This is a genomic window from Pseudomonas sp. BJP69 (genome assembly GCF_007633355.1).
GTDB classification, from domain to species: Bacteria; Pseudomonadota; Gammaproteobacteria; order Pseudomonadales; family Pseudomonadaceae; genus Aquipseudomonas; species Aquipseudomonas juntendi.
Genome location: NZ_CP041933.1, coordinates 4,439,785 through 4,464,800, shown reverse-complemented (window position 1 = coordinate 4,464,800; position 25,016 = coordinate 4,439,785). Strand labels below are relative to the sequence as shown.

Sequence of the window (25,016 nt, the reverse complement as noted above, 5' to 3'; positions counted from 1 at the left end):
CGGGTTTCAGGCGGCAGCAGGTTCCTTGGCCACCGTCTTGTGCGCCAGCAGGGTGTAGATACAAGGCAGCACGAACAGGGTGAACAGCGTGCCGATCGACATGCCGGTCGCGATCACGGCACCGATGTCGAAGCGGCTTACCGCCCCGGCCCCGGTCGCGAGGATCAGCGGCACCATGCCGAATACCATTGCCGCCGTGGTCATCAGCACCGGCCGCAGGCGAATCGCCGCCGCTTCTTCGATTGCCTCGCGCGCGCCCAGGCCAAGCTCATCACGTAACTGGTTGGCGAACTCGACGATCAGGATGCCGTGTTTGCTGATCAGCCCGATCAATGTCACCAGCCCGACCTGGGTGTAGATGTTCATGCTCGACAGGCCCAGGAACAGTGGCAACAGCGCCCCGCAGATCGACAACGGTACCGTAACCAGAATCACCAGCGGATCCCGGAAACTTTCAAACTGGGCCGCCAGGACCAGGAAGATGATCGCCAGTGCCAGGCCAAAGGTCACCCACAGTGCGCTGCCTTCCTGCACGTACTGGCGGGCCACGCCGGCATAGTCGAAGGCGAAACCTTCCGGGGCCTCTTCGCGGGCGATGTCCTGCACGGTCTTCAGCGCTTCGCCCAGGCTGACCATCGGTACGCCTTGAATGATGGCCGAGTTCAACTGCTGGAACTGGTTGAGCTGCCGCGGGCGAGCGCGGTCGGTGAGGGTGACCAGGGTCGCCAGCGGCAGCAGCTTGCCCTGGTCGTTCTTCACGTAGTAGTTGTTCAGCCAACCGGGGTTGTCGCGGTATGCGCGCTCGGCCTGGGCAATGACCTTGTAGCTGCGCCCGTCGAGGGTGAAACGGTTGATTTCGGCTTCACCCAGCAAGGTGGCCAGGGTGCTGCCGAGGACGTCCATCGATACCCCCATTTGCGCCGCCTTGGCCCGGTCGATATCGACCACCACCTCGGGTTTGTCAAAGGCCAGGTCGATGTCGAGGAAGGCGAACTTGCCCGATGCCTGGGCCCGAGCCTTGATGCGCTGGGCCACCTCCAGCAGTGCCGGATAGTCACCTGCGGTGTTGATCACGAACTGGAACGGCAGGCCTTCGCCGGTGCCGGGCAGCGACGGCAGGTTGAAGCCGAAGATCTGCAGGCCGGCGACCTCTTCCAGCTTGGCCTGTACCAGTGGCAGCAGCTCCATTTGCGTACGCTCGCGCTCGTTCCAGGGCTTGAGCAGGAAGCCACCGATGCCGCTTTGCACGCCATTGAAACCGTTGATCTGGAACGACGAATAGTATTCGGGGAAGGTCTTGAACAGTGGGGTGAACTGGTTGGTGTAGGCGTTGAGGTAGTCAAGGTTGGCTGGCTGCGGGGAACTGCTGATCATGAAGATCACCCCCTGGTCCTCGTTGGGGGCCAGTTCGTTCTGGGTGAACTTCAGCAGTAGCGGAATCAGGCACAGGATGATCACGGCAAACACCAGTACCACCGGCCGGCTGTCGAGCGTACCGTGCAGCAGGCGCTGGTAGCGTACCTTCAGGCGCGCGAACTGCCGATCGAGCCAGTGGGCCAGGCCGCTGGAATTCTGCTCGCGGCGCAGCAGCAGGGCGCACATCATCGGTGACAGGGTCAGGGCGACGATACCGGAAATAACGACTGCGCCAGCCAGGGTCAGGGCGAACTCCTTGAACAGTGCCCCGGTGAGCCCGCTGAGAAAGCCGATGGGCGCATAGACCGCTGCCAGGGTGATGGTCATCGACACCACCGGCATGGCGATCTCGCGCGCGCCTTCCAGGGCTGCATCGAACGGCGACTGGCCTTCTTCGATATGCCGGTGAATGTTTTCCACCACCACGATCGCATCGTCCACCACCAGCCCGATGGCCAGGACCATGGCCAGCAGGGTCAGCAAGTTCAGCGAGTAGCCCATCATCTGCATGAAGAACAACACGCCAATCATCGACAGCGGAATGGTCACCACAGGGATCAGCACCGAGCGCAGGGCGCCAAGGAACAGGAACACCACTAGGATGACGATCAGCACCGCTTCGCCGAGGGTCTTGATCACTTCGTCGATGGAGGCCTGGATGAACAGCGTGGCGTCGTAGGCGATCGACACCTTCAGCGCCGAGGGCAACTGGCTTTCCAGGTCGGGCATGACCCGCCGTACTTCCTTGATCACCTCCAGCGGGTTGGCGGCGGGCGTGGCCTTGATGCCGATGTACACCGAGGGCGTGCCGTCGAATGAGCTGACGGTGTCGTAGTTCTCCGCCCCCATCTCCACCCGCGCCACGTCACCGAGCAGTACGCGGCTGTCGCCACTGGTCTTGACCGGCAGGGCGGCGAACGCCTCGGCTGACTTCAGCTCGGTGCTGGCGTTGATGCTGGTGACCACGTATTCGCCTTTGACTTCGCCGGCAGCGGACAGGAAGTTGTAGCGGCGCACGGCGTCGGTCACGTCGCTGGCCGCCAGGCCGAAACCGGCCAGTTTCACCGGGTCCAGCCACAGACGCATGGCAAATACCTGGTTACCGAGGATTTCTGCCTCGGCCAGGCCGGGTAGCGTGGCCAGCTTGGGCTGGATCACCCGTGACAGGTAGTCGGTGATTTGCGGGTTGCTCATCTGTTCGCTGTAGAAGCTGATGTACATCAGCGCCGAAGCATCGGCGGCTTCCTTGCTGAGTACCGGGTCTTCGGCGTTCTGCGGCAGTTTGTTGCGCACTTCGTTGGCCTTGGCCAGCAGTTCGGTGAACAGCCTGTCGCTGTCGGCACCGATGCGCGCGTAGATGGATATGACGGAAAAATTCTGCCGGCTCACCGAGGTCATGTAGTCGATACCTTCGGCGCTGGCCAGGCTTTGCTGCAGCGGCTGGGTGATGTAGCCCTGGATGGTTTCGGCGTTGGCCCCGGGGTAGGCCGTGGTGACGGTGATCAGGGCGTTTTCCATGCGCGGGTACTGGCGGATCTGCAGCGTGTGCCAGGCCTGGATACCCAGCAACAGGATCAGCAGGCTGACCACGCTGGCCAGCACCGGGCGACGGATGAACGGGTCGGTGAACGCCATGCCAGCCTCCAGTCAGTCCTTGGTCGCGGCGCCCGGGGCGGGCTTGACGGCCTGGTCCTGGCCGATTCGGATTGCGGCGCCGGGGGTCAGCTTCAGCTGCCCGGCAGTGACTACCTGTTCCCCGGCCTGCAACCCTTTGCTGACCACCACCACGCCGTCACGGCGCTCGCCGGTCTGCACCGTGCGCTGTTCGGCGACCCATTGGGGGTGGCCCTGTTCATCGTGCTGCGGCTTGCCGTGCTGGTCCTTTTTCGCGGTGGCGACATATACCGAGTTGCCGTACAGGGTGTAGGTAATGGCACTTTCCGGCACCACCACCTGCAACTGCGGATCGGGCAGCAGTACCTGCAGGCTGGCGAACATGCCCGGCAGCAATTTGCCGTCGGGGTTGGCCAGGGTCGCGCGCACCAGCAGGTTTCGCGTGGTTTCATCGACCTTGGGGTTGATGGCGCTGAGGCGGGCGGGGAAGGTCTGGTCCGGGTAGGCAGCCACTTGCACCAGCACCTGCTGGCCGAGGCTCAGCTGGGGCAAGGCCTGTTCCGGCACGTTGAAGTCTACGTACAGGCCGGAGGTGTCCTGTAGCGTCGCGATGACGGTGCCTGGCGCCAGATAATCGCCGACATCCACCTGGCGGATGCCCAGGGTGCCACTGAAGGGCGCGCTGATGCTTTTCTTGTTCTTCGAAGCTTTGAGCTGCTCGACCACCGCCTGGTTGCGCTGGTACTGGGCATTGAGGCGGTCGTATTCGCCACGGGAGATCGCCGAGTCGCCCACCAGTTGCCGCCCGCGGCCGAAGTCGACCTTGGCCAGGCCCAGGTCGGCCACGGCGGTGCCGAGCAATGCGGTTTCCTGGTCATCGTTGAGCCGCAGCAGCAGCTGCCCGGCCTTGACCGTTTGCCCAGAGTCGAAATACAGGGCCTTGACGATGCCTTCGACCTCCAGGCTCAGCTCGACACCCTGCAGCGCCTTGAGGCTGCCGACCGCGGGCAGGCGCTGTTGCCACTGGCGTTGTTCGGCCAAGGCTGCCGCCACGGTGATAGGCGGCTTGGGGGCAGTGAACATCTGGATCTGCTGGTAGATCGAGAAAGCCTTGTAGCCCCCCAGGGCCAGCACGATCAGCAGAACCACGGCCAACATGATGAGCATGCGGCGGCGCAGCATAGGTCCGGTTCCTTGGATACGGTTGTTATTCGTTCTGGCACGACAACGGGCGATCCTGCCCACGTGGATGGGGGAAGTATTGACTGTTTTTTGTCTGAAGGGGAGTAAATTGTCTGCACCGGCCCTATCGCTGGCTTGCCAGCTCCCACAGGGATCGCATCAGGGCTGGCAGATGTTCGTCAGAAGATATGCAGCGCCTGTGAGAGCGAGCGCCGCCCGCGCGGCGCATCGCGAGCTGCGCTCGCTCCTACGCTGTTTCGGGCCAATTATGCCTGTGGAATTTGCGCGCGAACGCCTTGGCGCATGCCTCAATGTCGCGTCGTATGAACCAGGCGGTCGCGCGCACCTGGCACAGGGGTTACTGGCCCGAAACAAACGTAGGAGCGAGCGCAGCTCGCGATGCGCCGCGCGGGCGGCGCTCGCTCTCACAGGCGCTGCATATCTTGTGACAAACACCTATCAGCCCTGATGCGACCCCTGTGGGCGCCGGCTTGCCGGCGATAGGGCCGGTGAAGGCCACGGATCAATCAGACCAGATGCAGGTGGTTGTCCCAGAACCCGGACGGCAGGCTCATCGGTTGCCCGACCAGTTGTGCCTTGGTGCAATCGTAGAAGCGGCAGCGGCCCTGCCCGGAGGTCACGACAAACCCGTCCTTGACCGCACCGACCCCGGCACAGTCGGGCATAGGGGCGTCGAGCCGCACAGCGCCGCTGTCCAGGTCCCAGATGAACAGGCGGTTGGCCCGTGGCGCGGTCAGCGCCACCAGCCGCAGCTCGCTGTGGATAGCCACACTGGCGGTGTACTGGGCCATGGCCTGCAGTTGCTGCTCGGGCACCGGAAAGGCCTTGAACGGCTCGCCCGGGCGCTTGATGGCCAGCAACTCGGCCGTTTCATCGGCGTCGCCCATGAACTGCTGGCAGGCGGCAATGGTGCCATCGCTGCCCACTGCCAGGTGGCGCACGCTGTTCATCTGCTGGGCGAGGGTTTCCTTGCTCAACAAGGTGCCGTCACGCTGCATCAGCACCAGGCTCGGCTCCATGGCATCGAGGTTCATCTCGACCCGGCTTTCGGCCTCGGTGCGGATCCCGCCGTTGGCCACCACCAGGGTTTCGCCGTCGGGTAGCCAGGCCACCTCGTGCGGGCCAATGCCGTGGGTGGGGAGCTCGCCGGTGTGTACCAGGCGCGCACCTTCGAAGCGGTACACGCCGAGCACGCCCCGCCCCGGGTCGCGGGTGTCGTTCTCGGTGGCGTACAGCCATTCGCCGCTTTTATGCACCACTGCATGGCCGTAGAAGTGCCGGTCCGGTTGTGAAACTACCGTTTGCAGCAAGCGCCCGTCGCGCAAGTCGACCAGGTAGCTTTCGGTACCGGGACGGCGAGCGACGAACAGGGCGATCGGCTGTTCAGGGTGATGGATGATGGCATGGCAACGCTGGGCAACCTGGGTGCTGAACACCTGGGTGCCGTCCAGGCGGAACCCCACGGCATAGTGCTTGCCGTCGCCGTCGTCACGCGCCGAGAGCAGCAAGGGTTCGCTGCCTTTATTGCGGAACAGGCTCCAGCCACCCAGGGTAAGGGCGCTGAGCAGTACGCTACCGAGTTTGAGGGCCTGGCGTCGCAGCATGATCAGTCACCGTCGTTGGCATTGAAGCCCAGCTGGATGTTCAACGCCTTGGCCAGGTCGCCTTCGTGCAGGCGGTGGACCACGTTGAGGCTGTCATAAAGCTGGTTGAGGGTTTGTTGGCCCGCGTCGTCGGCCAGCAACTCGCCCAGGGTCTTCTGGTTGTCGGCCAGCAGTTTGAGCGAGGTAGCGTAGGCGGCGTCGATCTTGTCTGCCAACGCTTTCTGATCGCTGGGCAGCAAGCCGCGCAAACCCTGGTTGTCGACGCCGACCCACACGGTCTGGGCAGCCTTGAGGGTGGCTTCCAGGCTTTTCAGTGAGCTGTGGCTGCGCCAGGCCTCGGCCTGCAGCGGCTGCGCGATGCCCTTGCTCTGGCGGCCCATGGGGGCGCCGAGTTTTTTCTTCAGCGTATCCAGCGCGGTCACCTGGGAGCGCAGCAGGTCGGCGATGGCCTCGTGGGAATCGGCGTAGCGCTGGTTGGGGAACTTGGTCATCTGCGAGAGCATGCCGTCGGTGCTGTTCCAGCTCTTGAGGATGTCCTCGGCCAACAGCTTCTGGTGCTCGCTGATGGCAACCAGCAGCGGGCAATAACGGGCCTTCTGTTCGGCGGTGGCGATGTCCGGCTTGCTGTCGAACAGAATGTATTCATAAGCCGACAGCCCACGTACCACCACGCTGGCCTTGCCCAGGGCGGCCACATCGACTGGCTTGTCGCCGTTGACCAGTTGCTCTACCTGGCGGCCGACCAGGTTTTTCTTGTCGGGCCAGAACTGCACCTGCCAGGCGCGGTTGCCTTCGGCCAGAGGGCCCACCAGCAGCGGTTGCAGTTCAGCCCAGGCTTTTTGTGCGTTGAGGAAGTCGGCACGGGCCTTTTCCAGGTCTTCCTTGCCTTCGCAGTAGGCCAAGGCGCTGGCGGCCAGGGTACGGTCGGCTTCGACCCAGCGGCTGTAGGTGGGCAGGATCACCTGCTTGGCGATGGCGGCGGAGGTCACTGCTTGCGGGTCCTGCGGCGAGCAGGCGCCGAGGGCGAGTGCGGCGAGGCTGGTGAACAACAATTTGGGTCGGAACATGCCGGCTCCTTTGCGCGTTTAAAGGGAATTCAGGAACGCCAGCAGCGCGGCGCGCTGCTCGGCATTGAACGTGAGAACGAAATTGCGTGCCGCTTCGGCTTCGCCACCATGCCAAAGCACGGCTTCGAGCAGGTTGCGCGCGCGGCCATCGTGCAGGAACTGGCTGTGGCCACTGACCGTTTCGCTCAGGCCGATGCCCCACAGCGGCGCGGTACGCCAGTCCTGGCCGTTGGCGGCGAATTCGGTGCGCTCGTCGGCCAGGCCCGGCCCCATGTCGTGCAGCAGCAGGTCGCTGTAGGGGCGGATGACCTGGTTGGCCAGCTCTGGTTCGGTTGCATCGGCGGCGGTGGTGAACTGCGGTGTATGGCAACCCTGGCAGCCGGCCTGGTAGAACAGGTTCTTGCCCGCCAGCACCTGTGGCGCGCCCACGTCGCGGCGTGCCGGCACGGCCAGGTTGCGGGTATAGAAGGTGACCAGGCGCAGAATGTTGTCGCTGACTTCCTTCTCGCCATCGGCGCCATCGCCATTGGGCGCAGCCAGGCACGCGGCTTGTGCCGCCGTGCAGTCGTCCTTGGGCTGCAGGGTACTGGTCAGGCCCATGTCGCCGGCGAAGGCATGCACGTTCTGCTGGTTGACGTTGGGTTGGCCGGCCTTCCAGCCGAAGCGCCCGACCACGGTCTTGCCCTGGGCGTCATCCCATACCCGGTTGGCTCGCCCGCGAATGCCGTCGTGGTTACGGTCGTCGGGGTCTTCGTTGGCCAGCAGGGCGGCTTCGGGGATGGCTTCGAGCAGGCCCAGGCCGATCATCGGCGGGGCCACCCGTGCGGAAAACCGGGTGTCGGGGTGCATCACGCCGTAGCCCAACTGAGTGATTTGCAGGCTTGGCTTGCGCAGTTGCACCTGATGGCCATCCTCGAACGTCACCGTGTGCTGGGCATAGCTCACCCGCACCTTGCCTTCCGGGGCCACGCCGGGGATGGCCATGTCTTGCAACTGGGTGCCATAGACTGGTTCCGGCACCACGCCGATGCGCTCGATCACCTTGGCCAAGTAGGGTTGGTCGGGGATAGACAGGCGCACCAGCATGCCGACGGCGTTGCTGTCATTGGCGGCTGGGGGATGACCACGGCCGTCGCGCACATGGCAGTTCTGGCAGGCATTGGTGTTGAACAGCGGGCCCAGGCCATCGCGTGCAGTCGTGGTGGAGGGGGCGATCACCCAGGGGCTGCGGAAGAAGCTGTTGCCTACGGCGAAGTCCAGCCGCCGTTCCGGCGAAAGGTTGGCCGAGGGCTGGGCGTAGGCGTTGCGGTCACTGCGCTGTACGGTGGCCAGGCCAGCCGACAAGGCTTCGCCGGGCTCGGCCTGGGTGAAGCGCGGGGCGTCGTCACAGGCAGCGAGGGCAAAGGCCAGCAGCAAGGGGCTGAGTCGAAACAGCGACAAGGACATCGAGAATCCTGGGCTTGGGCAAAAAACCGGCGTGCAAGCTTAGCAGGCCCAGGATCATTGAATAAGAGCAATTTGCGTTTGCTCGATGAAATCGTCGTTGCTTGTGGCCCTCAGGCGAGATACAGCTTGAACTGGCGGTTCACCAGGCTGACGATCAGATTCTTGTTGCCACCATTGCGATTGTTGCCGGCCACTTCGATGACCTCGTCGCTTTCATAGTCCATGGTGCGGGCAGTGAGCTGTTTGATGGCATTCTCGTGGGCCGGTTTCCAGTAATCCTGGAAGACCCAGATGCTGGCTTCGGCAGCGGGGCCGAGGATGAGGCGCAAGGCTTTGTGGTTTTCATCGCTTTTGCCGATCCACGGTACGGCCAGTGCGCCGTTCCAGGCGTGCTGGGCGCCGACTGCAACGCTTTTGCTGCGGTTCTCACCGTCGACCACGGTCAGGGTGTAGGGGGTGTTGTTGGCGATGGAGCACAGGTAGGTGACGCTGGCCATGTGAAGGTCCTTTTACGGTCGGGTTTCTGGGCGGGGTAGCGGGCTGCTCGGGCTGCGGTAGACGTACACGCCAAGCAAGGTGATCTCGTTGAAAGGCGGGTCCAGTTCGGCGGGGTCAAAGCGCCCCAGCAGCTGCAGGCCCTGGGCAAAGGCGACAGCCTCGAACATCTTGCGGTCGGTTTCGTTGGGGTCGTACAGGTAGATCTTGCCGGAGTGGGCAAGCACCCTGCACATCTCCAGGGCCACGTGGTAAGTGATGGGGGCGCCCATCAGGGTTACGTGGGGTATGGCGCGGGTGTCCAGCGGGAAACGGGGCGCATCGTATTCGTCGACCTGATACAGGTGGGGGATGCGCTCGCCTGTGCGCGGCCCGTTGGAAATGCGCTGGCCGGCTTTATTCAGGTTATAGGCGTGGGTGAAGCCGGTAATGATGTCCTTGCCCCCCACGCGCTGAACGATTCGGCCTTCCCCCCAAACATCAAGAATCTGTAGCACTGCGCCCTCCGGCCTGGTGATCCCGTGAATGGGGCCAGAATGAAGGGCGAAAGGCAGGACAGGCATCTGGAACCACAGCACCTGCAGCACAAACGCAAACGCCCGGCACAAGGCCGGGCGTTCGGGGTGAGGCGCCGTTACCGAATCAGAACTCGTGGTCCGCGGTATCCGGGTTCAGGTTGGCAATACCGAGCTTGCCCGCCGCCTGTTCGATCGCACCGGTCTGCTTGACCAGGGCGGCGATGGCATCGCGAACGATCTGGTTGCCGGCAGCGTTGTCGGGGGCGATCAACTGGTCGTAGTGCTCGCCTTTCTGCGCATGGTCGACCATGACCTGGATCTTGGCCTCGGTGGCCTCCAGGTCGGCCTTGAGGGTGGCGTCGGCCGCCGGGTCAACCTTGGCTACCAGCGACGACAGGCTCGGGCCGCTGACCTTGGTGCCGTCCGGGCGGGTGTACTCGCCCAGGTAGACATTGCGGATACCCTTGGCATCGTAGAAGTGCGAGTAGTGGGTGTTGTCGCTGAAGCAGTCCTGCTCGTCTTCCGGCGAGTTGGCTTCCAGGGAAACCTTCATGCGTTCACCGGCCAGTTCGCCCAGCGACAGGCTACCCATGCCGAACAGCATCTTGCGCAGGCCATCGTTGACCGGCTCGGCTTCGAGCTTGGCCCGGTAGTTGTCAGCGACGTTCGGAGCCCAGTTGCCGACCATCTCTTCAAGGTCGGTGACCAGCAACTGGGTCACGGCTTTGAGGTAGGCGCGGCGGCGCTCGTTGTGGCCGCCGGTAGCACCCTGGCCTTCCAGGTAGTCCGACGCCGGGCGGGCGCCGGCGCCTGGGCCGGTACCGTTGAGGTCCTGGCCCCACAGCAGGAATTCGATGGCGTGGTAGCCCGTGGCGACGTTGGCTTCGGACCCTGCCAGTTCGTTCAGGCTGGCCAGCTTCTCGGGGGTGATGTCCTTGACGTCGATCTTTTCTTCGCCGACCTGAATCTCGGTGTTGGCGATGATGTTGGCGCTGGCGGCGGGGTTGCCCAGGGCATGCTCGTAGCTCTTGTCGACATAGTCGATCAGGCCTTCGTCCAACGGCCACGCATTCACCTGGCCTTCCCAGTCGTCGATGATGGTGTTGCCGAAGCGGAAGGCTTCGCTCTGCAGGTAAGGCACGCGTGCAGCAACCCAGGCTTGCTTGGCAGCCTTCAGGGTTTCATCGTCTGGCTTGGCAAGGAAGGCGTCGACAGCGGTCTGCAGGGTTTTTGCGGTGCTCAGCGAGTCGCTGTACACGGCATAGACCATTTCTGCGTAATGCTTGACCACGGCTTTGCCAGCGGCTTCGTCGACAGCCCCTGGCGCTGCAGCGGTGGTGCTGGCGGCAGCGGGTGCCTGCGCTTGCGCAGCGGCAGCCTTGTCGTCTTTTTCGCCGCAACCGGCGAGGGCGATGGCCATGGCCAGCAGACTGGCGGAGGCCAGAGGCATTCGAATCATTATGGGTTTCCTGCGTCGTGTGGTTGGACAGTGCGCCTAGGCATGCGAAACGGCAACATCATGCGAAAGATTTGCATTTGCTGTAAAGGGGCGGGGGCGCATTTCATGCAAATCCAGGTCGCTGGCTTGGCCGGGCGAGCAGTTTCAGAGCATCGAGACCTGATTGCGTTGGGCTTGCTTGAGGAAGTGGGTCAGTTCACGCGCCGACAACGGCTTGCTGTAGTGATAGCCCTGGCCCTCGTGGCAGCCCTGGGCAATGATGTAGGTTTCCTGCTCGGCGGTTTCCACGCCTTCGGCGATGACCTGCATGCCCAGGCTCTTGCCCAACTGGATGATGGCGCGAACGATGGTAGCGTCGTCATCGTCGTCAAGCAGGTCCTGGACGAAGCTCTTGTCGATCTTGATCTTGTCCAGCGGCAATGACTTCAGGTAGCTGAGCGACGAGTAACCGGTGCCGAAGTCGTCGATCGCAATCAGCGCCCCTGAACGGCGCAGGCTCAGCAGGTGCTGGGCGGCAGTGCTGATGTCTTCCATCAGGCCTGTTTCGGTGACCTCCAGCTCCAGGCTGCGCGGTGGCAGGCGGTAGGCCTGCAACAGGTTGTTGACCACCCGCGGCAGCTCGCTGTGGTGCAACTGCACGGTAGACAGGTTGACCGCCATGCGCAGGTCGCTGAAGCCCAGGTCGTGCCATTCGCGCAATTGCCGGCAGGCCTGGTCGAGTACCCACTCGCCGATGCTGATGATGCTGCCGTTCTGTTCGGCCAGCGGGATGAACTGGTCGGGCGGCACCATGCCCAGTTCCGGGTGCTGCCAGCGCAGCAGGGCCTCCACGCCGACCACGCGGTGGTCGCGGTAGCTGATCTGTGGCTGGTACACCAGGTACAGCTGGTTACGCGGCAGGGCTTCGCGCAGGTCCTTCTCCAACTCGCGGCGGCGGCGCATTTCACTGTCGACGCTGGCAATGTAGAACTGGTAGCGGTTGCGCGAGCGGGCCTTGGCCAGGGTCATGGTCTGCTCGGCTTTCTGCAGGAGCTTTTCCGTGCTGTCGCCGTCTTCTGGGAATAGGGTGATGCCGATGGTGGCGCGCAGGCGGATCTGCTGGTGATCGAGGTCGAACGGCACCTCCAGGTCATCCAGAATGCTTTGCGCCAGTTCGGCAGCCTCGTAGGGCTGCTCGATGTTGGCTTGCACCAGGGCAAACTGGTCGCCGCCCAGCCGCGCCAGGGCACCCAGGCGGCCGCTATGCGCCCGCAGGCGGTCGGCCAGGGCCAGTAACAGTTGGTCACCCACCTGGTAACTGAATTGTTCGTTGATGCCCTTGAAGTCGTCCAGGCCCACGCACAGTACCGCCACCCGGTGTTGCAGGCGGCCACCGTCGACCAGGATCTTGTCCAGTTGCTGTTGCAGCTGCTGGCGGTTGGGCAGGCCGGTCAGGAAGTCGTATTGGGCCATGCGCTGCAGGCTGTTTTCCGCTTCGTGACGCAGGTGGGTGTTGCGCTCGATCGAAGCCAGCAACTGGTTGGCCGTGTTGACCCAAAGGCCCAGTTCGTTCTTTTCGTGCCCCTTTAGCAGCGGGATCTGGTGCTGGCTGGGGCGGTCGGGGTTGATCTGCGTGAGGTGCTCGATGATCTTCGACAGCGGCTTGGTCAGCAGCCAGTGGTAGACCAGGTACAGCACCAGGCCCATGGCCAGGGCGCGCAATACGCCGGAGATGAAGATGATGACCGCGTTGATCAGGAAATCTTCACCATACGAAGAGGTGTCGAGGGTGATGCTGAGGTCGCCGTAGTATTCGCTGTAGGGGCCGCGGCCGACCAGTTGCGTGGTGTAGGTACGTTCCTGGCCGAGAATCAGGTCGGTCAGCCAGCGCATGGAGGTGTCCCGCAGCGGCCTGGACTTTTCTGCCAGCATGGTTTCATTCGGGTGGCCGATGGACGCCATGCGTACCGACTCGTCCTGGAACAGGCCTTCCATCACCTGCATACCCATTTCACGGTCGAGGCTGTACACCGCCTGGGTCGACGGGTCGCGGAACATGTCGAGGATGCGCTGGGCATCGTTGTTCACGGTCTGGCGGGTCTTGTAGGTGTCGTAGACAATTTGCGCACAGCTGAGCAGTACGCCGACCGCCAGCGCCGACAGCAGCACGACCCTGAGCAACTTGACCGACAAGCTGTTCCGCAATTCCAGCTTCAATGGGGTTTCCTTAATCCATGCGCATGGCATCATTTTGCCATCAACGATGACGATACACTATCGGCCTACCATGAGCAGTGTATCGGTTGCCTGCCCCTGCAACTTGAGTGCGCTGTCTCAATCTTCCAAAGATTTGATGTTAGCGCGCTCTGCCGCCTGAGCAAGCAAAACCGTGCGGCTCGGTGTACCGGCGCGGCGGTCCCTGGCAGGCACAAAAAAACCCGGCACATGGCCGGGTTTTCTGTTCAAGGCTGGGTGACTCAGGCCTTGAAGGTCTTGCCTTCGAACTGCTCGGCAACGAAGGCCCAGTTGACCAGGTTCCAGAACGCCTCGACGTACTTCGGACGCAGGTTGCGGTAGTCGATGTAGTAGGCGTGTTCCCAGACGTCGCAGGTCAGCAGCGGGGTGTCGCCGCTGGTCAGCGGGCAGCCGGCGCCAATGGTGCTGGCCAGGGCCAGGGAGCCGTCGGCTTTCTTCACCAGCCAGCCCCAGCCGGAACCGAAGGTGCCGACCGAAGTCTTGGTGAACTGTTCCTTGAACTTGTCGAAGGAACCGAAGGCCGCGTTGATGGCATCGGCCAGCGCGCCGGTTGGCTGGCCGCCGCCGTTTGGCGACAGGCAGTTCCAGTAGAAGGTGTGGTTCCAGACTTGAGCGGCGTTGTTGAAGATGCCGCCCGAAGAGGCCTTGACGATTTCTTCGAGGGACTTGCCTTCGAATTCGGTGCCTGGGACCAGGTTGTTCAGGTTCACGACATAGGTGTTGTGGTGCTTGTCGTGGTGATACTCCAGGGTTTCCTTGGAGATGTGCGGCTGCAGGGCATCGTGGGCGTACGGCAGCGGCGGCAATTCAAAAGCCATGGTGGATCTCCTGATTCAGGTCTGTTTGCGGTTTGCGCAAGGCCGATCACGGGCGGCCCGATCAGCGTCGGCGAGTTTTTACTCTTTGCGACGCAAGGGCTGGATCATAGCACCGGGTCCGGCGCATAACCACGCAACAAACATAGGGAATAGAGGTTCCGGGGCGGTCGAGCCATGCCGACCGGTGGTCTCGGGCTCTGCCTGCCAGGGCCCTTGGGATCAGTTGAAGATCAACTGCGCCGCCACCGCAAACATCATGACCGCCACCATCAGGTCGAGCATGCGCCAGGTTGCCGGCCGCGCCAGCCACGGGGCCAGCCAGGCCGCGCCGAGCGCCAGGGTCGAGAACCACAGCAGTGAAGCGCTGGCGGCCCCGGCCACATAAGCCCCGGGCTCGGTCTGCTGGGCGCCCAGCGAGCCGATCAGCAACACCGTGTCGAGGTACACGTGCGGGTTCAGCAACGTCACCGCCAAGGCACTGAGCAGTACCGCACGACGTGAACGTGTGCCCTGGCCCTGCTGGTGCTGCAGGCTTTGTGTCGAACAGGCACTGCGCAAAGCCTTGGCCCCGTACCAGATTAGGAACACCGCCCCGCCCCAGCGGGCGATCGCCAGCAAGGTCGGGTTGTGCGCCAGTACGGTGGCCAGGCCAAACACACCGGCCGCCACCAGGATGGCATCGCAGACGATGCACAGCACTGCCACCGGCAGGTGGTGCTCGCGGCGCAGGCTTTGAGCAAGTACGAAGGCGTTCTGGGCGCCGATGGCCATGATCAGGCCGAAGGCCACCAACATGCCGTTGAGGTAGCTTTGCCACATGGCCAGGCTCTCCGAAAAGGTCGTAAAGGATGCTGGCCATTGTGTGGGTTGGGGATGTATAAGAAAAACAAATAAAGCTGATCCCTCATTAGGAAAATCGATGTTCGACTACAAGCTGCTTGCCGCCCTGGCGGCCGTGATCGAACAGGGCGGTTTCGAGCGTGCCGCGCAAGTGCTGGGCCTGTCGCAATCGGCCATTTCCCAGCGCATCAAACTGCTCGAGGCGCGGGTCGGCCAGCCCGTGCTGGTGCGCGCTACCCCGCCCAGCCCGACAGAGGTCGGCCGCCAGTTGCTCAACCATGTGCAGCAGGTACGCCTGCTTGAACGTGACCTGCAGCGCCAGGTGCCGGCGCTGGACGAAGAAGGCATGCCAGAGCGCCTGCGCATCGCCCTCAACGCCGACAGCCTGGCCACTTGGTGGGCTGGCGCGGTGGGCAACTTCTGTGCGCAGCAGAACGTGCTGACCGACCTGGTGGTGGAAGACCAGGAAGTGGGCCTGAAGCGCATGCGTGCGGGTGAGGTGGCGGCCTGCCTGTGTGGCAGTGAACGGCCTGTGGCCGGGGCACGCAGCCTGCCGTTGGGGGCAATGCGTTATCGGGCGTTGGCCAGCCCCGGGTTCATGGCGCGCCATTTTCCCCAGGGCTTTGTCGCCAGCCGCCTGGCCCGCACCCCGGCCATCGTGTACGGCCCGGACGACTTCCTGCAGCACCGCTACCTGGCGTCGCTGGGCATGGAGGATGGTTTCCTGCACCACCTGTGCCCGTCATCCGAAGGCTTCCTGCGCATGACCGAGGCGGGCCTGGGCTGGGGGCTGGTGCCCGAATTGCAGGCCCGCGAGCAACTGGCCGGTGGGCAGTTGGTGGAAATTTGCAGCGATACCCCCATCGATGTGCCGCTGTACTGGCATCATTGGCGCAATGGCGGGCAATTGCTCGCGCAACTGACCGAGCATCTGCGGCATACGGCAGGGCAATGGCTGGTGCCGTTGTAGCCGCGGCTGGCGTCAGTTGCATCTGAAATCTGGCAAGACGGAGTGTTACATGCGAATTCTGGTCACCGGCGCGAGTGGCTTCATTGGCGGGCGCTTTGCGCGTTTCGCCCTGGAGCAGGGCCTGGACGTGCGGGTCAGCGGCCGCCGTGCGGAGGGGGTGGAGCACCTGGTCAAGCGCGGTGCCCAGTTCATCCCCGGCGACCTGAACGATGCCGAGCTGGCCCGGCGCCTTTGCCAGGGCGTCGAAGCGGTGGTGCACTGTGCCGGCGCGGTGGGGCACTGGGGGCGTTATCAGGATTTCCACCAAGCCAACGTGGTGGTCACCGAGAACGTGGTCGAAGGGTGCCTCAAGGAGCACGTGCGGCGCCTGGTACACCTGTCGTCGCCGTCCATGTACTTCAACGGCCGCTCGCGCCTCGACATCCGGGAAGACCAGCTGCCGCGCCGGTTCCATGACCATTATGGGAAAACCAAGCACCTGGCCGAGCAGAAAGTGTTCGGCGCGCAGGAGTTCGGCCTCGAGGTGTTGGCACTGCGCCCCCGCTTCGTCACCGGGGCCGGCGATGCCAGCATCTTCCCGCAGCTGATGCAGATGCAGCGCAAGGGCCGGGTCGCGATCATCGGCAATGGCCTGAACAAGGTTGATTTCACCAGTGTGCACAACCTCAACGAGGCACTGCTCAGCGCCCTGTTCGCCGATGACCGGGCATTGGGCCAAGCCTACAACATCAGCAACGGCCAGCCGCTGCCGTTGTGGGACGTGGTCAACTACGTGATGCGCCAGATGCAGTTGCCGCAGGTGACCCGCTACCGTTCCTACGGCCTGGTCTACAGTCTGGCTGCGCTCAACGAAGCCGCCTGCATGCTATGGCCGGGGCGCCCGCAACCGACCTTGTCGCGGTTGGGAGTGCAGGTCATGAGCCGTGATTTCACCCTCGACATCAGCCGCGCCAGGCAGTACCTGGACTATCAGCCGAAGATCAGCCTGTGGACGGCGCTGGATGAATTCTGCGCCTGGTGGAAACATCAGCCCCCGGGGCAGTGAACGCGGCGCGCCGATTAGGGTCAGCAGTGCGCCGCGCGAGCGGTTTATACTCCTGTTTCTTTGCTATTACCGCGGTTGAACTCACCCATGCGCAACGATGCTCACGACGATTTCGATGATGTGCCAACCCTGCGGGCCGGCACCCCTGATGATGACGAACTGTTGCCGGCGCACGTGGCCCGTAGCCGCCAGAAGGCGGCCAGGCCGGCCAGCACCGGGCCTTTGTGGGTGCTGCTGGGGGCCTCGTTCATAGCCCTGGCCGGGCTGGGCTGGTGGAGCTTCCAGCAGATCTCGCTGATGGAGCAGCAACTGGTGGCCACCCAGGAAAGCTTTGCCCGCATCAGTGAGGATGCAGCGGGGCGCTTGCAGGCAATCAGTGGCAAGGTCGCTGCCAGCGAATCGTCGGTCAACACCGGCAGCGAGGCGCTCAAGCTGCAGATCCGCCAGTTGCAGGCCAGCCTGGCCGAGCAGAGCAAGCAGCAGCAAGGCGTGGCTGGCCAGGCCGGCGACCTGGGCAAGCGCCTGGAGCAGGTGCTGGCCGATACCCGTGAGCAGCAGAAAGCTGTGACCGAATTGCAGGGCCAACTGCAGGCGCAGTTGAAGGCGGTGAATGCCGAGCTGGCGGCGTTGAAGTCGGGCCAGGTAGACGGTGGCAAGCTTGATGGGCAGCTTAAAAACCTGAGCGAAGAGGTGGCTGCGCTGAAGAAGCAGGGCAACCCGAGTGCGGCGATCGAAAGCCTGGAGCAGGACGTGCTGGTGCTCAAGACGCAAATGGAAAACCGCGGCTCGTCGGGCTCAAGTGGCGCATCGGTACAGGAGTTCGATGCGTTCCGCGGGCAGACCACGCGCAACCTCAACACCCTACAGAGCCAGATCCAGAACCTGCAGCAGCAAATCAACGCTCGGCCCTGAAATGGCCTGAACCCGCTGCTACAGGTGCACGGTAGCAGCGGGTTCACTGGGTTACAGGCGCGGGTAATCGATATACCCCACCGGCCCCTTGCTATAGAACGTTTCGGGGTGCGCCTCGTTCAACGGTGCATCCGCTGCCAGGCGTGCCGGCAGGTCCGGGTTGGCAATGAACGGCACCCCGAACGCCACCGCATCGGCCTTGCCATCGGCCAGGGCTGCATTGGCACTTGCCTTGTCGAAACGCTCGTTGACGATGTATGGCCCACCAAACGCCGCCTTGATCAACGGCCCGATGCTGTCGTCGGCTTCACGCTCCCGCGAGCAGATGAAAGCGATGCCGCGTTTGCCCAGTTCGCGGGCAACGTACGTGAACGTCTCGGCACGGTCGGCGTCACCCATGTCGTGGGCGTCGGCACGTGGTGCCAGGTGCACGCCGACCCGGTTGGCCCCCCACACCTCGATGGCGACATCGGTCACTTCCAGCAGCAGGCGTGCGCGGTTTTCCAGCGAGCCGCCGTAGCGGTCGGTGCGCTGATTGGTACTGCTTTGCAGGAACTGGTCGAGCAGGTAGCCATTGGCGCCGTGAATTTCCACACCATCGAAGCCGGCGGCCTTGGCGTTTTCTGCACCGCTGCGGTAGGCCTCGACGATGTCGCTGATTTCTTCGGTTTCCAGTGCGCGCGGGGTGGGGTAGTCACTCAGCGGGCGTACCAGGCTGACATGCCCCTTGGCCTGGATCGCGCTGGGGGCCACCGGCAGTTCGCCGTTCAGGTAGCTGGGGTGCGAGATACGCCCCACGTGCCACAGCTGCAGGAATATGCGCCCGCCAGCGCCATGCACGGCCTTGGTGACATTGGTCCAGCCGCGGACTTGCTCATCGTTCCAGATACCGGGCGTATCAGGGTAGCCGACGCCCATGGCGGTGACCGAGGTTGCCTCGCTGAGAATCAGCCCGGCGCTGGCGCGTTGGACGTAGTACTCGGCCATCAAGGCATTGGGCACGCGGCCCTCGTCTGCACGGCAGCGGGTGAGTGGGGCCATGATGATGCGGTTGGGCAACTGCAGGTCGCCCAGGGTGATCGGATCGAAAAGCGTGGTCATGTCGGTTACCTGCTGGTCAAAGCGCTTGGCGCAGTTGTTCCAGGAACGCCTGGATGGTGGCTTCGTTGCGTTTGAAGAAATGCCATTGGCCGATCTTCTGGCTGCTGATCAGCCCGGCACGCTGCAAGGTGGCCAGGTGGGCGGAGACGGTCGACTGCGAAAGGCCGCAGCGTTGGTCGATCTGCCCGGCACACACACCGTTTTCGGTGCTGTGGTACTGGTCCGGGAACTGGTTTGCCGGGTCTTTCAGCCAGCTGAGAATTTCTCGCCTGACCGGGTGGGCCAGCGCTTTTATGATTTCGTCGAGATCGAGTGGCATGGCGTGAGGCTCGTTGTAGCGGTATATCGCGATAGGGCGAAATATAAATCGCTGAATGCCGATATCCAAATATCCAGTGGTGCTTAGCTGAGTTAAAATCGCTATATCGCGTTATAACGATATTGGGCGCCGCGGTGGTAGACTGCGCTCATGAACTACCTTGCACATTTGCACCTGGGCGGGCCGGCCCCGCAACAACTGCTGGGCAGCCTGTACGGCGATTTCGTCAAAGGCTCGCTGCACGGGCGCTTCCCGCCTGCCTTGGAGGCGGCTATCCGGTTGCACCGGCATATCGACAGCTATACCGACCGGCACCCATTGGTACTGGCGGCGCTGGCGCGGTTCCCGCGTGAGCGGCGGCGCTTCGCCGGCATCGTGCTGGACGTGTTTTTCGACCACTGCCTGGCGCGGCATTGGCACGACTATGCCGAGCAGCCCTTGGCGCAGTTCACGGGCGCGTTTTATCGGGTATTGCTGGCGGAGCCTGAGCTGCCGGGGCGGCTGGCGCGCATTGCGCCGTTCATGGCTGCCGATGACTGGTTGGGCGCTTATGGCGACTTTGCCACGCTGGAACAGGTGTTCAACGGCATCGGCCGGCGGCTGTCGCGGCCAGACGCGATGGCGGGGGTGATGGTGGAGCTGGAGCGGCTGTACGAGCCGCTGCTGGCGGACTTTCGCGCGTTCTACCCGCAATTGCAGGCGTTTGCAGCGGCGGGGCGTGTGTCAGGCAGCTGATGTTGGTTGCCTGTTGCGGCCCTATCGCCGGCAAGCCAGCTCCCACAGGGATCGCGTCAGGGCTGTCGGTGTTTGCCACAAGTTATGCAGCGCCTGTGAGATCGAGCGCCGCCCGCGCGGCGCAATCGCGAGCTGCGCTCGCTCCTACGTTTGTTTCGGGCCAGTAACGCCTGTGACAGGCGCGCGCGGCCGCCTTGTTTGTACGACGCGATATTGAGGCATGCACCAAGGCGTTCGCGCGCAAATCCCACAGGAATAATTGGCCCGAAACAAACGTAGGAGCGAGCGCAGCTCGCGATTGCGCCGCGCGGGCGGCGCTCGATCTCACAGGCGCTGAAGATGCTCCGGCTACCCTTGCCAGAAACCATAGAATCTCCCACAAGTTCACTGCAGGTTTGCAAGCCAATGCAGTACCTGTAAAGCCGGCTTGCCGGCGATAGTGCCGCAACATGGGATAGAGATCAGGCAGCCCGCGCCGGCCGCCGTGGCGCCGCCTCGACGTTTTCGAACCCATACAACGCCAGGTGAATCGCCTGCTGTGCCTGCATTGCCAGCAGCGCACGTTCCTTGCCCACGGTCCCGATCGGCGGCAACAGGTGAATGCACACCTGCGCACGTGGCTGGGCGAACAGGCGCAGCAGGTGCGCCACCAGGTCGTCGTCACCAACAAAAGGCGCAACCGGGTCGATCTGGCCGTCGCGCAGGTATTGAATGGCCACTGGCTGAACCGCTACGCCACGGTCGATGGCCGGCGCCAGCAGGCGGCCATGGAAAGTGCGCAAGGCGTGACCGCTGGTGGTGGTGCCTTCAGGAAAGATCAGCAGCGGCCTGGCCAGGCCCAGTTGCCTGGCCATCTGCTCGCGCAGCCGTTCGCTGTCGCCGCCCCCACGACGAATGAACAGGGTGCCGGCCTGTTCCGCCAGCCAGCCGGCCAGCGGCCACTGGCGCACTTCGGCCTTGGACAGGAATGACAGGGGCATCAGCATGCCCAGCAGGGGGATGTCGGTCCACGACACATGGTTGCTGACCCACAACATCGGCCGCTGCGGCAGCGCCCCGCGCACCTGTACGTCGAAGGGCAGGGCTGCGACCAGGCGCTTCATGAACAGGCAGGTCCAGCGCTGGCGCCTTTCGAGCGAGGCCTTCAGGCCCAGCCGCTGCCCCACGGCGATCACGCAGGCCATCAGCACGCCGAGCAGCACGACCAGCAGCAGCCTGCAGACGCGGGCCAGCACCCGCAGCCTGGGCATCAGACTGCCGCCTTGAAGTGGCGGGCGTAGCGCGGGCACAGGTCGTCGCGCTTGAGCAAGATGAACACGTCGGCGACCTGGAAGTCTTCGTCCCAGCACGGCTCGCCGCAGATCTTTGCACCCAGGCGCATATAGGCTTTGAGCAGCGGTGGCAGTTCGGCGATGACGTTGTTGGGCAGCGCCAGGTTCGGCAGCGGCTTCTTCGGTTCGGCGCGCAAGTGCTCGGTGCACAGGTAGCGCTCGCGCAGGCGCTGCATCACGGCCTGGGCCTGTACGCCACCGTCCTGCATGGGGATGCTGGCGCAGCCCATCAGGTAACGGTAGCGGCCTTCGTTGAGGACCTCGGCCAGCTCGCCCCAGAGCACGGCAATGGTGCCGCCGTTGCGGTAGGCGGGGGCTACGCAGGTGCGCCCCAGTTCAAGGACTGGCCCTTGCAGCTGCAACAGGCCGTGCAGGCGGAATTCTTCTTCGCTGTAGAACCGCCCCAGGCTGCTGGCGGCCTGGTGGTCAAGCAGCCGGGTAGTGGCCACCAGCTTGCCGGTACTCAGGTCGCGTACACCAATATGGCGGCAGTGCACGTCGTAGTCGTCCATGTCCAGGCCGTGCTCGGCACCTTTGAGTTTGGCCTTGAATTCTGCGCTGAACACTTGGTAGCGCAAGGCTTGGGCTTCTTGCAGCGCCTTGGCGCCAACCAGGCGTTCGGCTTGCAGACGGCGTTCAGTGCTGTTGTCGCCAGCGTGAGCGATCCGAGTCATTGCGAGTCTCCATAAGCCAGCCATGAAGGGTTGCGGCCGGTCGGCTTTGTTGTGCAAAGTCAGCCTAGGCAGACGCGGTGTCACCCCGGTGAAGCTTTGGTGATGCTTGCGTGACAACACCCAGGGGCTTGTACGTGCCATTCCAGGCCCTGCGGCCGCAGGTAGACGCGGCGTTGGCGGCGGGGCCGGCGCATTGGGCCGAGCTGTGGCAGCGGGATCAGGGGGTGATGGCGCTGGTTGCGGCGGCGCGGGAGAAACGGCTGCACAAGGCCTGGGCTGCTGTGGGCTCTGCATGAGTGCGCAAGACCCTGCAGGGCACGCCGCTTGCTGCCGGTAAAGCGGGCGGGTAAGGTTGGCGGCTTGGTTTTCTGAGATTTGTCATGTTCAAGTTGCCCTCCGCGCTCTTCGCCCTGTTGCTGGCTGTTTGCCTGCCCGCCCATGCCAACTGGCACCTCGATGGCGAGTCTTCGCGCTTGTCGTTCATTACCGGCAAGAACGGCGATACCGCCGAAGTGCATCGCTTCCTGGTGCTGCATGGTTCGGTCGACAACAAGGGCGTGGCGGGCTTGCGCATCGAGATGGATTCGGTCAGCAGTGGCATCCCCCTGCGTGACGAGCAGATGCGTGACCAGCTGTTCGAGGTCGGCCGCTTTGCCGAGGCCACGGTGAAGGCGCAAATCGACCTGCGCCCGATCAATGACCTGGCCGATGGTGCCCAGATCGAGCTGCGCCTGCCGCTGACGGTCACCTTGCACGGGCAGTCGCACCGCTACAACGCCTTGTTGCTGGCAACCCGCCTGGATGCGCGACGGTTCCAGGTGGTCACCCTCGAGCCACTGCTGCTGCGTGCCGAGGACTTTGGCCTGCTGCCGGGGCTGGAAAACCTGCGCAAGTTTGCCAAGCTCAAGTCCATCAACCCGTCGGTGCCGGTCAATGCGGTGCTGATTTTCACCGCGCGCTGACATGCCGGGGCCGGTATTTCCCTGGCGGGAGGGTAACCAGTTCGAGCTGCTGATCGACGGCCCCGAGTTCTTTCCGCGCATGCTTGCGGCGATCGAGCGCGCCGAGTCGCAGGTAGACCTGGAACTCTACCTAGTCGAGGCTGGGGCCTGTGCCGAGGCGGTGGTCGAAGCGCTGGAGCACACGGCCCGGCGGGGTGTGCGAGTGCGCTGCCTGTTTGACGACTACGGTTCGCTGGCCTTCAACAGCACGCTACGCCAGCGCTTGCTGGCGGCGGGGGTGGAGCTGCGCTGGTACAACCCCCTGCGCTGGAAGCGCGGCCTGCGCAACTTGTACCGCGACCACCGCAAGCTGCTGTTGGTGGACGAGCGCTGGGCCGTGGTCGGCGGCACGGGCGTAACCGATGAGTTCTGGACACCCGGCCAGGCGCGCAGTGACTGGCACGAGGTAATGGTGCAGATGCAAGGCCCGGTGGTGGCCGACTGGCAATTGCTGTTCGACCGCCAGTGGCATGCCAACAACCGCCGCACCGCATGGCGCCCCGCCGAGGGCTTTGGCTTGCCGCGCCTGCCCAAGGTGCCGGCGCAGGGGCATGGCATGGGCCGGGTAGCCTACGCCGACGCCCGTCAGCACCAGGATATCCTGCACGCGCTGGTGCGCGCCCTGAACAGCGGCAAGCAACGGGTATGGCTGGCCACACCCTACTTCTTGCCAACCTGGAGTGTACGCCGTTCCTTGCGCCGGGCTGCCAGCAAGGGCCTGGACGTGCGGCTGCTGCTGACCGGGCCGCGCACCGACCACCCCTCGGTCCGTTATGCCGGGCACCGCTACTACCCGCGCCTGCTGCGCGCTGGTGTACGCATTTTCGAGTACCAGCCGTGCTTCCTGCACCTGAAGATGGCCGTGGTGGACGACTGGGTCAGCGTTGGCTCCTGCAATTTCGACCATTGGAACCTGCGCTTCAACCTGGAAGCCAACATCGAGGCACTGGACCCACCGCTGACGGCGGCCGTGGTCGCCAGCTTCGAGCGCGATTTTGCCCTGAGCGAGGAAGTCGACCTGGCCCATTGGCACGCCCGGCCGCTGTGGCGGCGGGTCAAGCAGCGCATCTGGGGCTGGCTCGACCGGCTGGTGGTGAACCTGCTCGACCGCCGCGACTGATAGCGGCTATCGTGCAATGACTGTTCACGGGCGAGCGAAGGAGTGTGTGCGATGACGGCGAAAAAAATTCTGATGCTGGTCGGCGATTACGTCGAGGATTACGAAGCAATGGTGCCGTTCCAGGCACTGAGCATGGTCGGCCACACGGTGCACGCGGTGTGCCCGGAGAAGCTGGCGGGGCAGACCGTGCGTACCGCGATTCATGATTTCGAGGGTGAGCAGACCTACAGTGAAAAACCCGGGCACAACTTTGCCCTGAACTTCGATTTCGTGCGGGTGCGGCCCGAGCGCTACGACGCGCTGCTGATCCCGGGTGGCCGGGCGCCGGAGTACCTGCGCCTGGATGAGAAGGTGCTGGAGCTGGTGCGGGCGTTCGACCAGGCTGGCAAGCCGATTGCAGCAGTGTGCCATGGTGCGCAGTTGCTGGCAGCGGCCGGGGTGCTGGAAGGGCGCGAATGCAGCGCCTACCCGGCGTGTGCGCCGGAGGTGCGGCTGGCGGGTGGGACGTTCATCGACATCGCCGTGGACCAGGCCCATGTGGATGGTAACCTGGTAACCGCCCCGGCCTGGCCGGCGCACCCGGCGTGGCTGGCGGCCTTCCTCAAGGTGCTGGGCACCCGCATCGCCTGACAGGGGTGTTCGCAGGTGAACCCGCGAACAGGCCCGTACAGGCTCAACCTACCTGTTCAACCCAGTCATTGAGGTTGTAGTAGTTGGTCACGCGGGCAATCTTGCCGCAATGGATGTAGAAGAAGGCCCCGGCCGGCAGCACGTAGGTCTGCCCGTTCGCAGGCGGCAACCCATCGTCATTGGCCAGGTACTGGCCATGCACGGTGAACTCCGCCGCCGCACGGCTGCCGTCGGCGTTCTGCATGACCACGATGTCGGCCAGGCGCTCGCGGTAGCAGCGGTTCATCTTGTCCATGAACGCTGCAAACCTGGCCTTGCCCATCTGCCGCTCGCCCTGGTTGATGTCGTGGATCACGTCTTCGCTGAGCAGTGCCAGAAAGCCCGGCATGTCGCCGGCGTTGAAGGCAGCGTAGTACGCATTTACCAGTTCGGTAGCGGTCATGGAACAATACCTGTCGTGTAG

At 63.8% G+C, this 25,016-nt stretch carries 23 protein-coding genes and 1 pseudogene; 8 read left to right on the top strand and 16 right to left on the bottom strand.

The features are described 5' to 3' along the window. Positions 1 to 6: 6 nt before the first annotated feature. The 11 genes from FPB55_RS20885 to FPB55_RS20835 all read right to left on the bottom strand — a co-directional run bounded on the left by FPB55_RS20885 (position 7) and on the right by FPB55_RS20835 (position 14,694). A complete protein-coding gene (locus FPB55_RS20885; RefSeq protein ID WP_144189203.1) occupies positions 7 to 3,051 on the bottom strand; it encodes a multidrug efflux RND transporter permease subunit in 3,045 nt (1,014 codons plus the stop codon). 12 nt (positions 3,052 to 3,063) lie between these two features. After that, complete coding sequence (locus FPB55_RS20880) at positions 3,064 to 4,212, bottom strand: efflux RND transporter periplasmic adaptor subunit (RefSeq protein WP_115294686.1); 1,149 nt, start codon at positions 4,210 to 4,212, stop codon at positions 3,064 to 3,066. Between the two features lie 527 nt (positions 4,213 to 4,739). Continuing rightward, positions 4,740 to 5,837, bottom strand: a complete 1,098-nt coding sequence (locus FPB55_RS20875; protein WP_144189201.1) for a DUF1513 domain-containing protein — start codon at positions 5,835 to 5,837, stop codon at positions 4,740 to 4,742. Positions 5,838 to 5,839: 2 nt separating this feature from the next. Then, the gene (locus FPB55_RS20870) at positions 5,840 to 6,904 is read right to left on the bottom strand and encodes an imelysin family protein (RefSeq protein WP_009686819.1); all 1,065 of its coding nucleotides are present in this window, start codon (positions 6,902 to 6,904) and stop codon (positions 5,840 to 5,842) included. 18 nt (positions 6,905 to 6,922) lie between these two features. Next, on the bottom strand, positions 6,923 to 8,350 hold the full coding sequence (locus FPB55_RS20865) for a di-heme oxidoredictase family protein (RefSeq protein WP_054906133.1): 1,428 nt from the start codon (positions 8,348 to 8,350) through the stop codon (positions 6,923 to 6,925). Between the two features lie 110 nt (positions 8,351 to 8,460). Further along, positions 8,461 to 8,847 carry a hypothetical protein gene (locus FPB55_RS20860; RefSeq protein ID WP_115294684.1) on the bottom strand — a complete coding sequence of 129 codons (387 nt, stop codon included), beginning with the start codon at positions 8,845 to 8,847 and terminating at the stop codon, positions 8,461 to 8,463. Positions 8,848 to 8,859: 12 nt separating this feature from the next. Continuing rightward, positions 8,860 to 9,342: a hypothetical protein gene (locus FPB55_RS20855; RefSeq protein ID WP_115295360.1), complete on the bottom strand. Its 483-nt coding sequence runs from the start codon at positions 9,340 to 9,342 to the stop codon at positions 8,860 to 8,862. A 145-nt stretch (positions 9,343 to 9,487) separates the two neighbouring features. Beyond that, positions 9,488 to 10,822, bottom strand: a complete 1,335-nt coding sequence (locus tag FPB55_RS20850) for an imelysin family protein (protein WP_009686823.1) — start codon at positions 10,820 to 10,822, stop codon at positions 9,488 to 9,490. Between the two features lie 144 nt (positions 10,823 to 10,966). Continuing rightward, a complete protein-coding gene (locus FPB55_RS20845; RefSeq protein WP_029887117.1) occupies positions 10,967 to 13,018 on the bottom strand; it encodes a GGDEF domain-containing phosphodiesterase in 2,052 nt (683 codons plus the stop codon). A gap of 260 nt (positions 13,019 to 13,278) precedes the next feature. After that, the gene (locus FPB55_RS20840) at positions 13,279 to 13,875 is read right to left on the bottom strand and encodes a Fe-Mn family superoxide dismutase (RefSeq protein WP_144189199.1); all 597 of its coding nucleotides are present in this window, start codon (positions 13,873 to 13,875) and stop codon (positions 13,279 to 13,281) included. A 219-nt stretch (positions 13,876 to 14,094) separates the two neighbouring features. Then, positions 14,095 to 14,694, bottom strand: coding sequence for a LysE/ArgO family amino acid transporter (locus FPB55_RS20835; protein ID WP_115294682.1), 600 nt, complete (start codon positions 14,692 to 14,694; stop codon positions 14,095 to 14,097). A 100-nt stretch (positions 14,695 to 14,794) separates the two neighbouring features. Between FPB55_RS20835 and FPB55_RS20830 the strand changes: the two genes are divergently transcribed. The 3 genes from FPB55_RS20830 to FPB55_RS20820 all read left to right on the top strand — a co-directional run bounded on the left by FPB55_RS20830 (position 14,795) and on the right by FPB55_RS20820 (position 17,642). Next, on the top strand, positions 14,795 to 15,685 hold the full coding sequence (locus FPB55_RS20830) for a LysR family transcriptional regulator ArgP (RefSeq protein ID WP_029887119.1): 891 nt from the start codon (positions 14,795 to 14,797) through the stop codon (positions 15,683 to 15,685). A 49-nt stretch (positions 15,686 to 15,734) separates the two neighbouring features. Further along, positions 15,735 to 16,730, top strand: coding sequence for an NAD(P)-dependent oxidoreductase (locus FPB55_RS20825; RefSeq protein WP_144189197.1), 996 nt, complete (start codon positions 15,735 to 15,737; stop codon positions 16,728 to 16,730). Positions 16,731 to 16,817: 87 nt separating this feature from the next. Next, positions 16,818 to 17,642: a hypothetical protein gene (locus FPB55_RS20820; RefSeq protein ID WP_009686829.1), complete on the top strand. Its 825-nt coding sequence runs from the start codon at positions 16,818 to 16,820 to the stop codon at positions 17,640 to 17,642. 51 nt (positions 17,643 to 17,693) lie between these two features. Here the strand turns inward: FPB55_RS20820 and FPB55_RS20815 are convergent, their stop codons facing one another. After that, a complete protein-coding gene (locus tag FPB55_RS20815) occupies positions 17,694 to 18,743 on the bottom strand; it encodes an alkene reductase (protein WP_125855535.1) in 1,050 nt (349 codons plus the stop codon). A 16-nt stretch (positions 18,744 to 18,759) separates the two neighbouring features. Further along, complete coding sequence (locus FPB55_RS20810; protein ID WP_054906130.1) at positions 18,760 to 19,062, bottom strand: helix-turn-helix transcriptional regulator; 303 nt, start codon at positions 19,060 to 19,062, stop codon at positions 18,760 to 18,762. Between the two features lie 150 nt (positions 19,063 to 19,212). Between FPB55_RS20810 and FPB55_RS20805 the strand changes: the two genes are divergently transcribed. Next, positions 19,213 to 19,797, top strand: coding sequence for an ACP phosphodiesterase (locus FPB55_RS20805; protein ID WP_115294679.1), 585 nt, complete (start codon positions 19,213 to 19,215; stop codon positions 19,795 to 19,797). 461 nt (positions 19,798 to 20,258) lie between these two features. On the opposite strand, the gene FPB55_RS20800 is transcribed toward FPB55_RS20805, so the two are convergent. Together FPB55_RS20800 and olsB are read right to left on the bottom strand one after the other, a co-directional pair. After that, complete coding sequence (locus tag FPB55_RS20800; RefSeq protein ID WP_144189195.1) at positions 20,259 to 21,047, bottom strand: lysophospholipid acyltransferase family protein; 789 nt, start codon at positions 21,045 to 21,047, stop codon at positions 20,259 to 20,261. Further along, on the bottom strand, positions 21,047 to 21,802 hold the full coding sequence (olsB, locus tag FPB55_RS20795; RefSeq protein WP_115294677.1) for an L-ornithine N(alpha)-acyltransferase: 756 nt from the start codon (positions 21,800 to 21,802) through the stop codon (positions 21,047 to 21,049). Before olsB ends, FPB55_RS20800 begins: the two co-directional genes overlap by 1 nt. 125 nt (positions 21,803 to 21,927) lie before the next feature. Here olsB and FPB55_RS26875 point away from each other — a divergent pair. The 4 genes and pseudogenes from FPB55_RS26875 to FPB55_RS20775 all read left to right on the top strand — a co-directional run. Then, positions 21,928 to 22,098: pseudogene (locus FPB55_RS26875) on the top strand (acyl-CoA dehydrogenase); the annotation flags it as partial. Positions 22,099 to 22,182: 84 nt separating this feature from the next. Further along, complete coding sequence (locus FPB55_RS20785) at positions 22,183 to 22,764, top strand: YceI family protein (protein WP_009685647.1); 582 nt, start codon at positions 22,183 to 22,185, stop codon at positions 22,762 to 22,764. A gap of 1 nt (position 22,765) precedes the next feature. After that, on the top strand, positions 22,766 to 23,923 hold the full coding sequence (locus FPB55_RS20780; RefSeq protein WP_144189193.1) for a phosphatidylserine/phosphatidylglycerophosphate/cardiolipin synthase family protein: 1,158 nt from the start codon (positions 22,766 to 22,768) through the stop codon (positions 23,921 to 23,923). Positions 23,924 to 23,974: 51 nt separating this feature from the next. After that, on the top strand, positions 23,975 to 24,553 hold the full coding sequence (locus FPB55_RS20775) for a DJ-1/PfpI family protein (RefSeq protein WP_009685645.1): 579 nt from the start codon (positions 23,975 to 23,977) through the stop codon (positions 24,551 to 24,553). A 43-nt stretch (positions 24,554 to 24,596) separates the two neighbouring features. Here the strand turns inward: FPB55_RS20775 and FPB55_RS20770 are convergent, their stop codons facing one another. Continuing rightward, positions 24,597 to 24,995, bottom strand: a complete 399-nt coding sequence (locus tag FPB55_RS20770; protein ID WP_029887342.1) for a nuclear transport factor 2 family protein — start codon at positions 24,993 to 24,995, stop codon at positions 24,597 to 24,599. Positions 24,996 to 25,016 lie beyond the last annotated feature (21 nt).

Excerpts from the sequence above, each read along its gene's own strand:
- FPB55_RS20815 (WP_125855535.1), bottom strand. The coding sequence starts at position 18,743 with ATGACCACGCTTTTCGATCCGATCACCCTGGGCGACCTGCAGTTGCCC.
- FPB55_RS20870 (WP_009686819.1), bottom strand. The coding sequence starts at position 6,904 with ATGTTCCGACCCAAATTGTTGTTCACCAGCCTCGCCGCACTCGCCCTC.
- FPB55_RS20780 (WP_144189193.1), top strand. The coding sequence starts at position 22,766 with ATGCCGGGGCCGGTATTTCCCTGGCGGGAGGGTAACCAGTTCGAGCTG.
- FPB55_RS20885 (WP_144189203.1), bottom strand. The coding sequence starts at position 3,051 with ATGGCGTTCACCGACCCGTTCATCCGTCGCCCGGTGCTGGCCAGCGTG.
- FPB55_RS20810 (WP_054906130.1), bottom strand. The coding sequence starts at position 19,062 with ATGCCACTCGATCTCGACGAAATCATAAAAGCGCTGGCCCACCCGGTC.
- FPB55_RS20850 (WP_009686823.1), bottom strand. The coding sequence starts at position 10,822 with ATGATTCGAATGCCTCTGGCCTCCGCCAGTCTGCTGGCCATGGCCATC.
- FPB55_RS20800 (WP_144189195.1), bottom strand. The coding sequence starts at position 21,047 with ATGCCCAGGCTGCGGGTGCTGGCCCGCGTCTGCAGGCTGCTGCTGGTC.
- FPB55_RS20820 (WP_009686829.1), top strand. The coding sequence starts at position 16,818 with ATGCGCAACGATGCTCACGACGATTTCGATGATGTGCCAACCCTGCGG.
- FPB55_RS20770 (WP_029887342.1), bottom strand. The coding sequence starts at position 24,995 with ATGACCGCTACCGAACTGGTAAATGCGTACTACGCTGCCTTCAACGCC.
- FPB55_RS20775 (WP_009685645.1), top strand. The coding sequence starts at position 23,975 with ATGACGGCGAAAAAAATTCTGATGCTGGTCGGCGATTACGTCGAGGAT.
- FPB55_RS20880 (WP_115294686.1), bottom strand. The coding sequence starts at position 4,212 with ATGCTGCGCCGCCGCATGCTCATCATGTTGGCCGTGGTTCTGCTGATC.
- FPB55_RS20830 (WP_029887119.1), top strand. The coding sequence starts at position 14,795 with ATGTTCGACTACAAGCTGCTTGCCGCCCTGGCGGCCGTGATCGAACAG.
- FPB55_RS20860 (WP_115294684.1), bottom strand. The coding sequence starts at position 8,847 with ATGGCCAGCGTCACCTACCTGTGCTCCATCGCCAACAACACCCCCTAC.
- FPB55_RS20875 (WP_144189201.1), bottom strand. The coding sequence starts at position 5,837 with ATGCTGCGACGCCAGGCCCTCAAACTCGGTAGCGTACTGCTCAGCGCC.
- olsB (WP_115294677.1), bottom strand. The coding sequence starts at position 21,802 with ATGACTCGGATCGCTCACGCTGGCGACAACAGCACTGAACGCCGTCTG.
- FPB55_RS20785 (WP_009685647.1), top strand. The coding sequence starts at position 22,183 with ATGTTCAAGTTGCCCTCCGCGCTCTTCGCCCTGTTGCTGGCTGTTTGC.
- FPB55_RS20835 (WP_115294682.1), bottom strand. The coding sequence starts at position 14,694 with ATGTGGCAAAGCTACCTCAACGGCATGTTGGTGGCCTTCGGCCTGATC.
- FPB55_RS20805 (WP_115294679.1), top strand. The coding sequence starts at position 19,213 with ATGAACTACCTTGCACATTTGCACCTGGGCGGGCCGGCCCCGCAACAA.
- FPB55_RS20825 (WP_144189197.1), top strand. The coding sequence starts at position 15,735 with ATGCGAATTCTGGTCACCGGCGCGAGTGGCTTCATTGGCGGGCGCTTT.
- FPB55_RS20865 (WP_054906133.1), bottom strand. The coding sequence starts at position 8,350 with ATGTCCTTGTCGCTGTTTCGACTCAGCCCCTTGCTGCTGGCCTTTGCC.
- FPB55_RS20840 (WP_144189199.1), bottom strand. The coding sequence starts at position 13,875 with ATGGCTTTTGAATTGCCGCCGCTGCCGTACGCCCACGATGCCCTGCAG.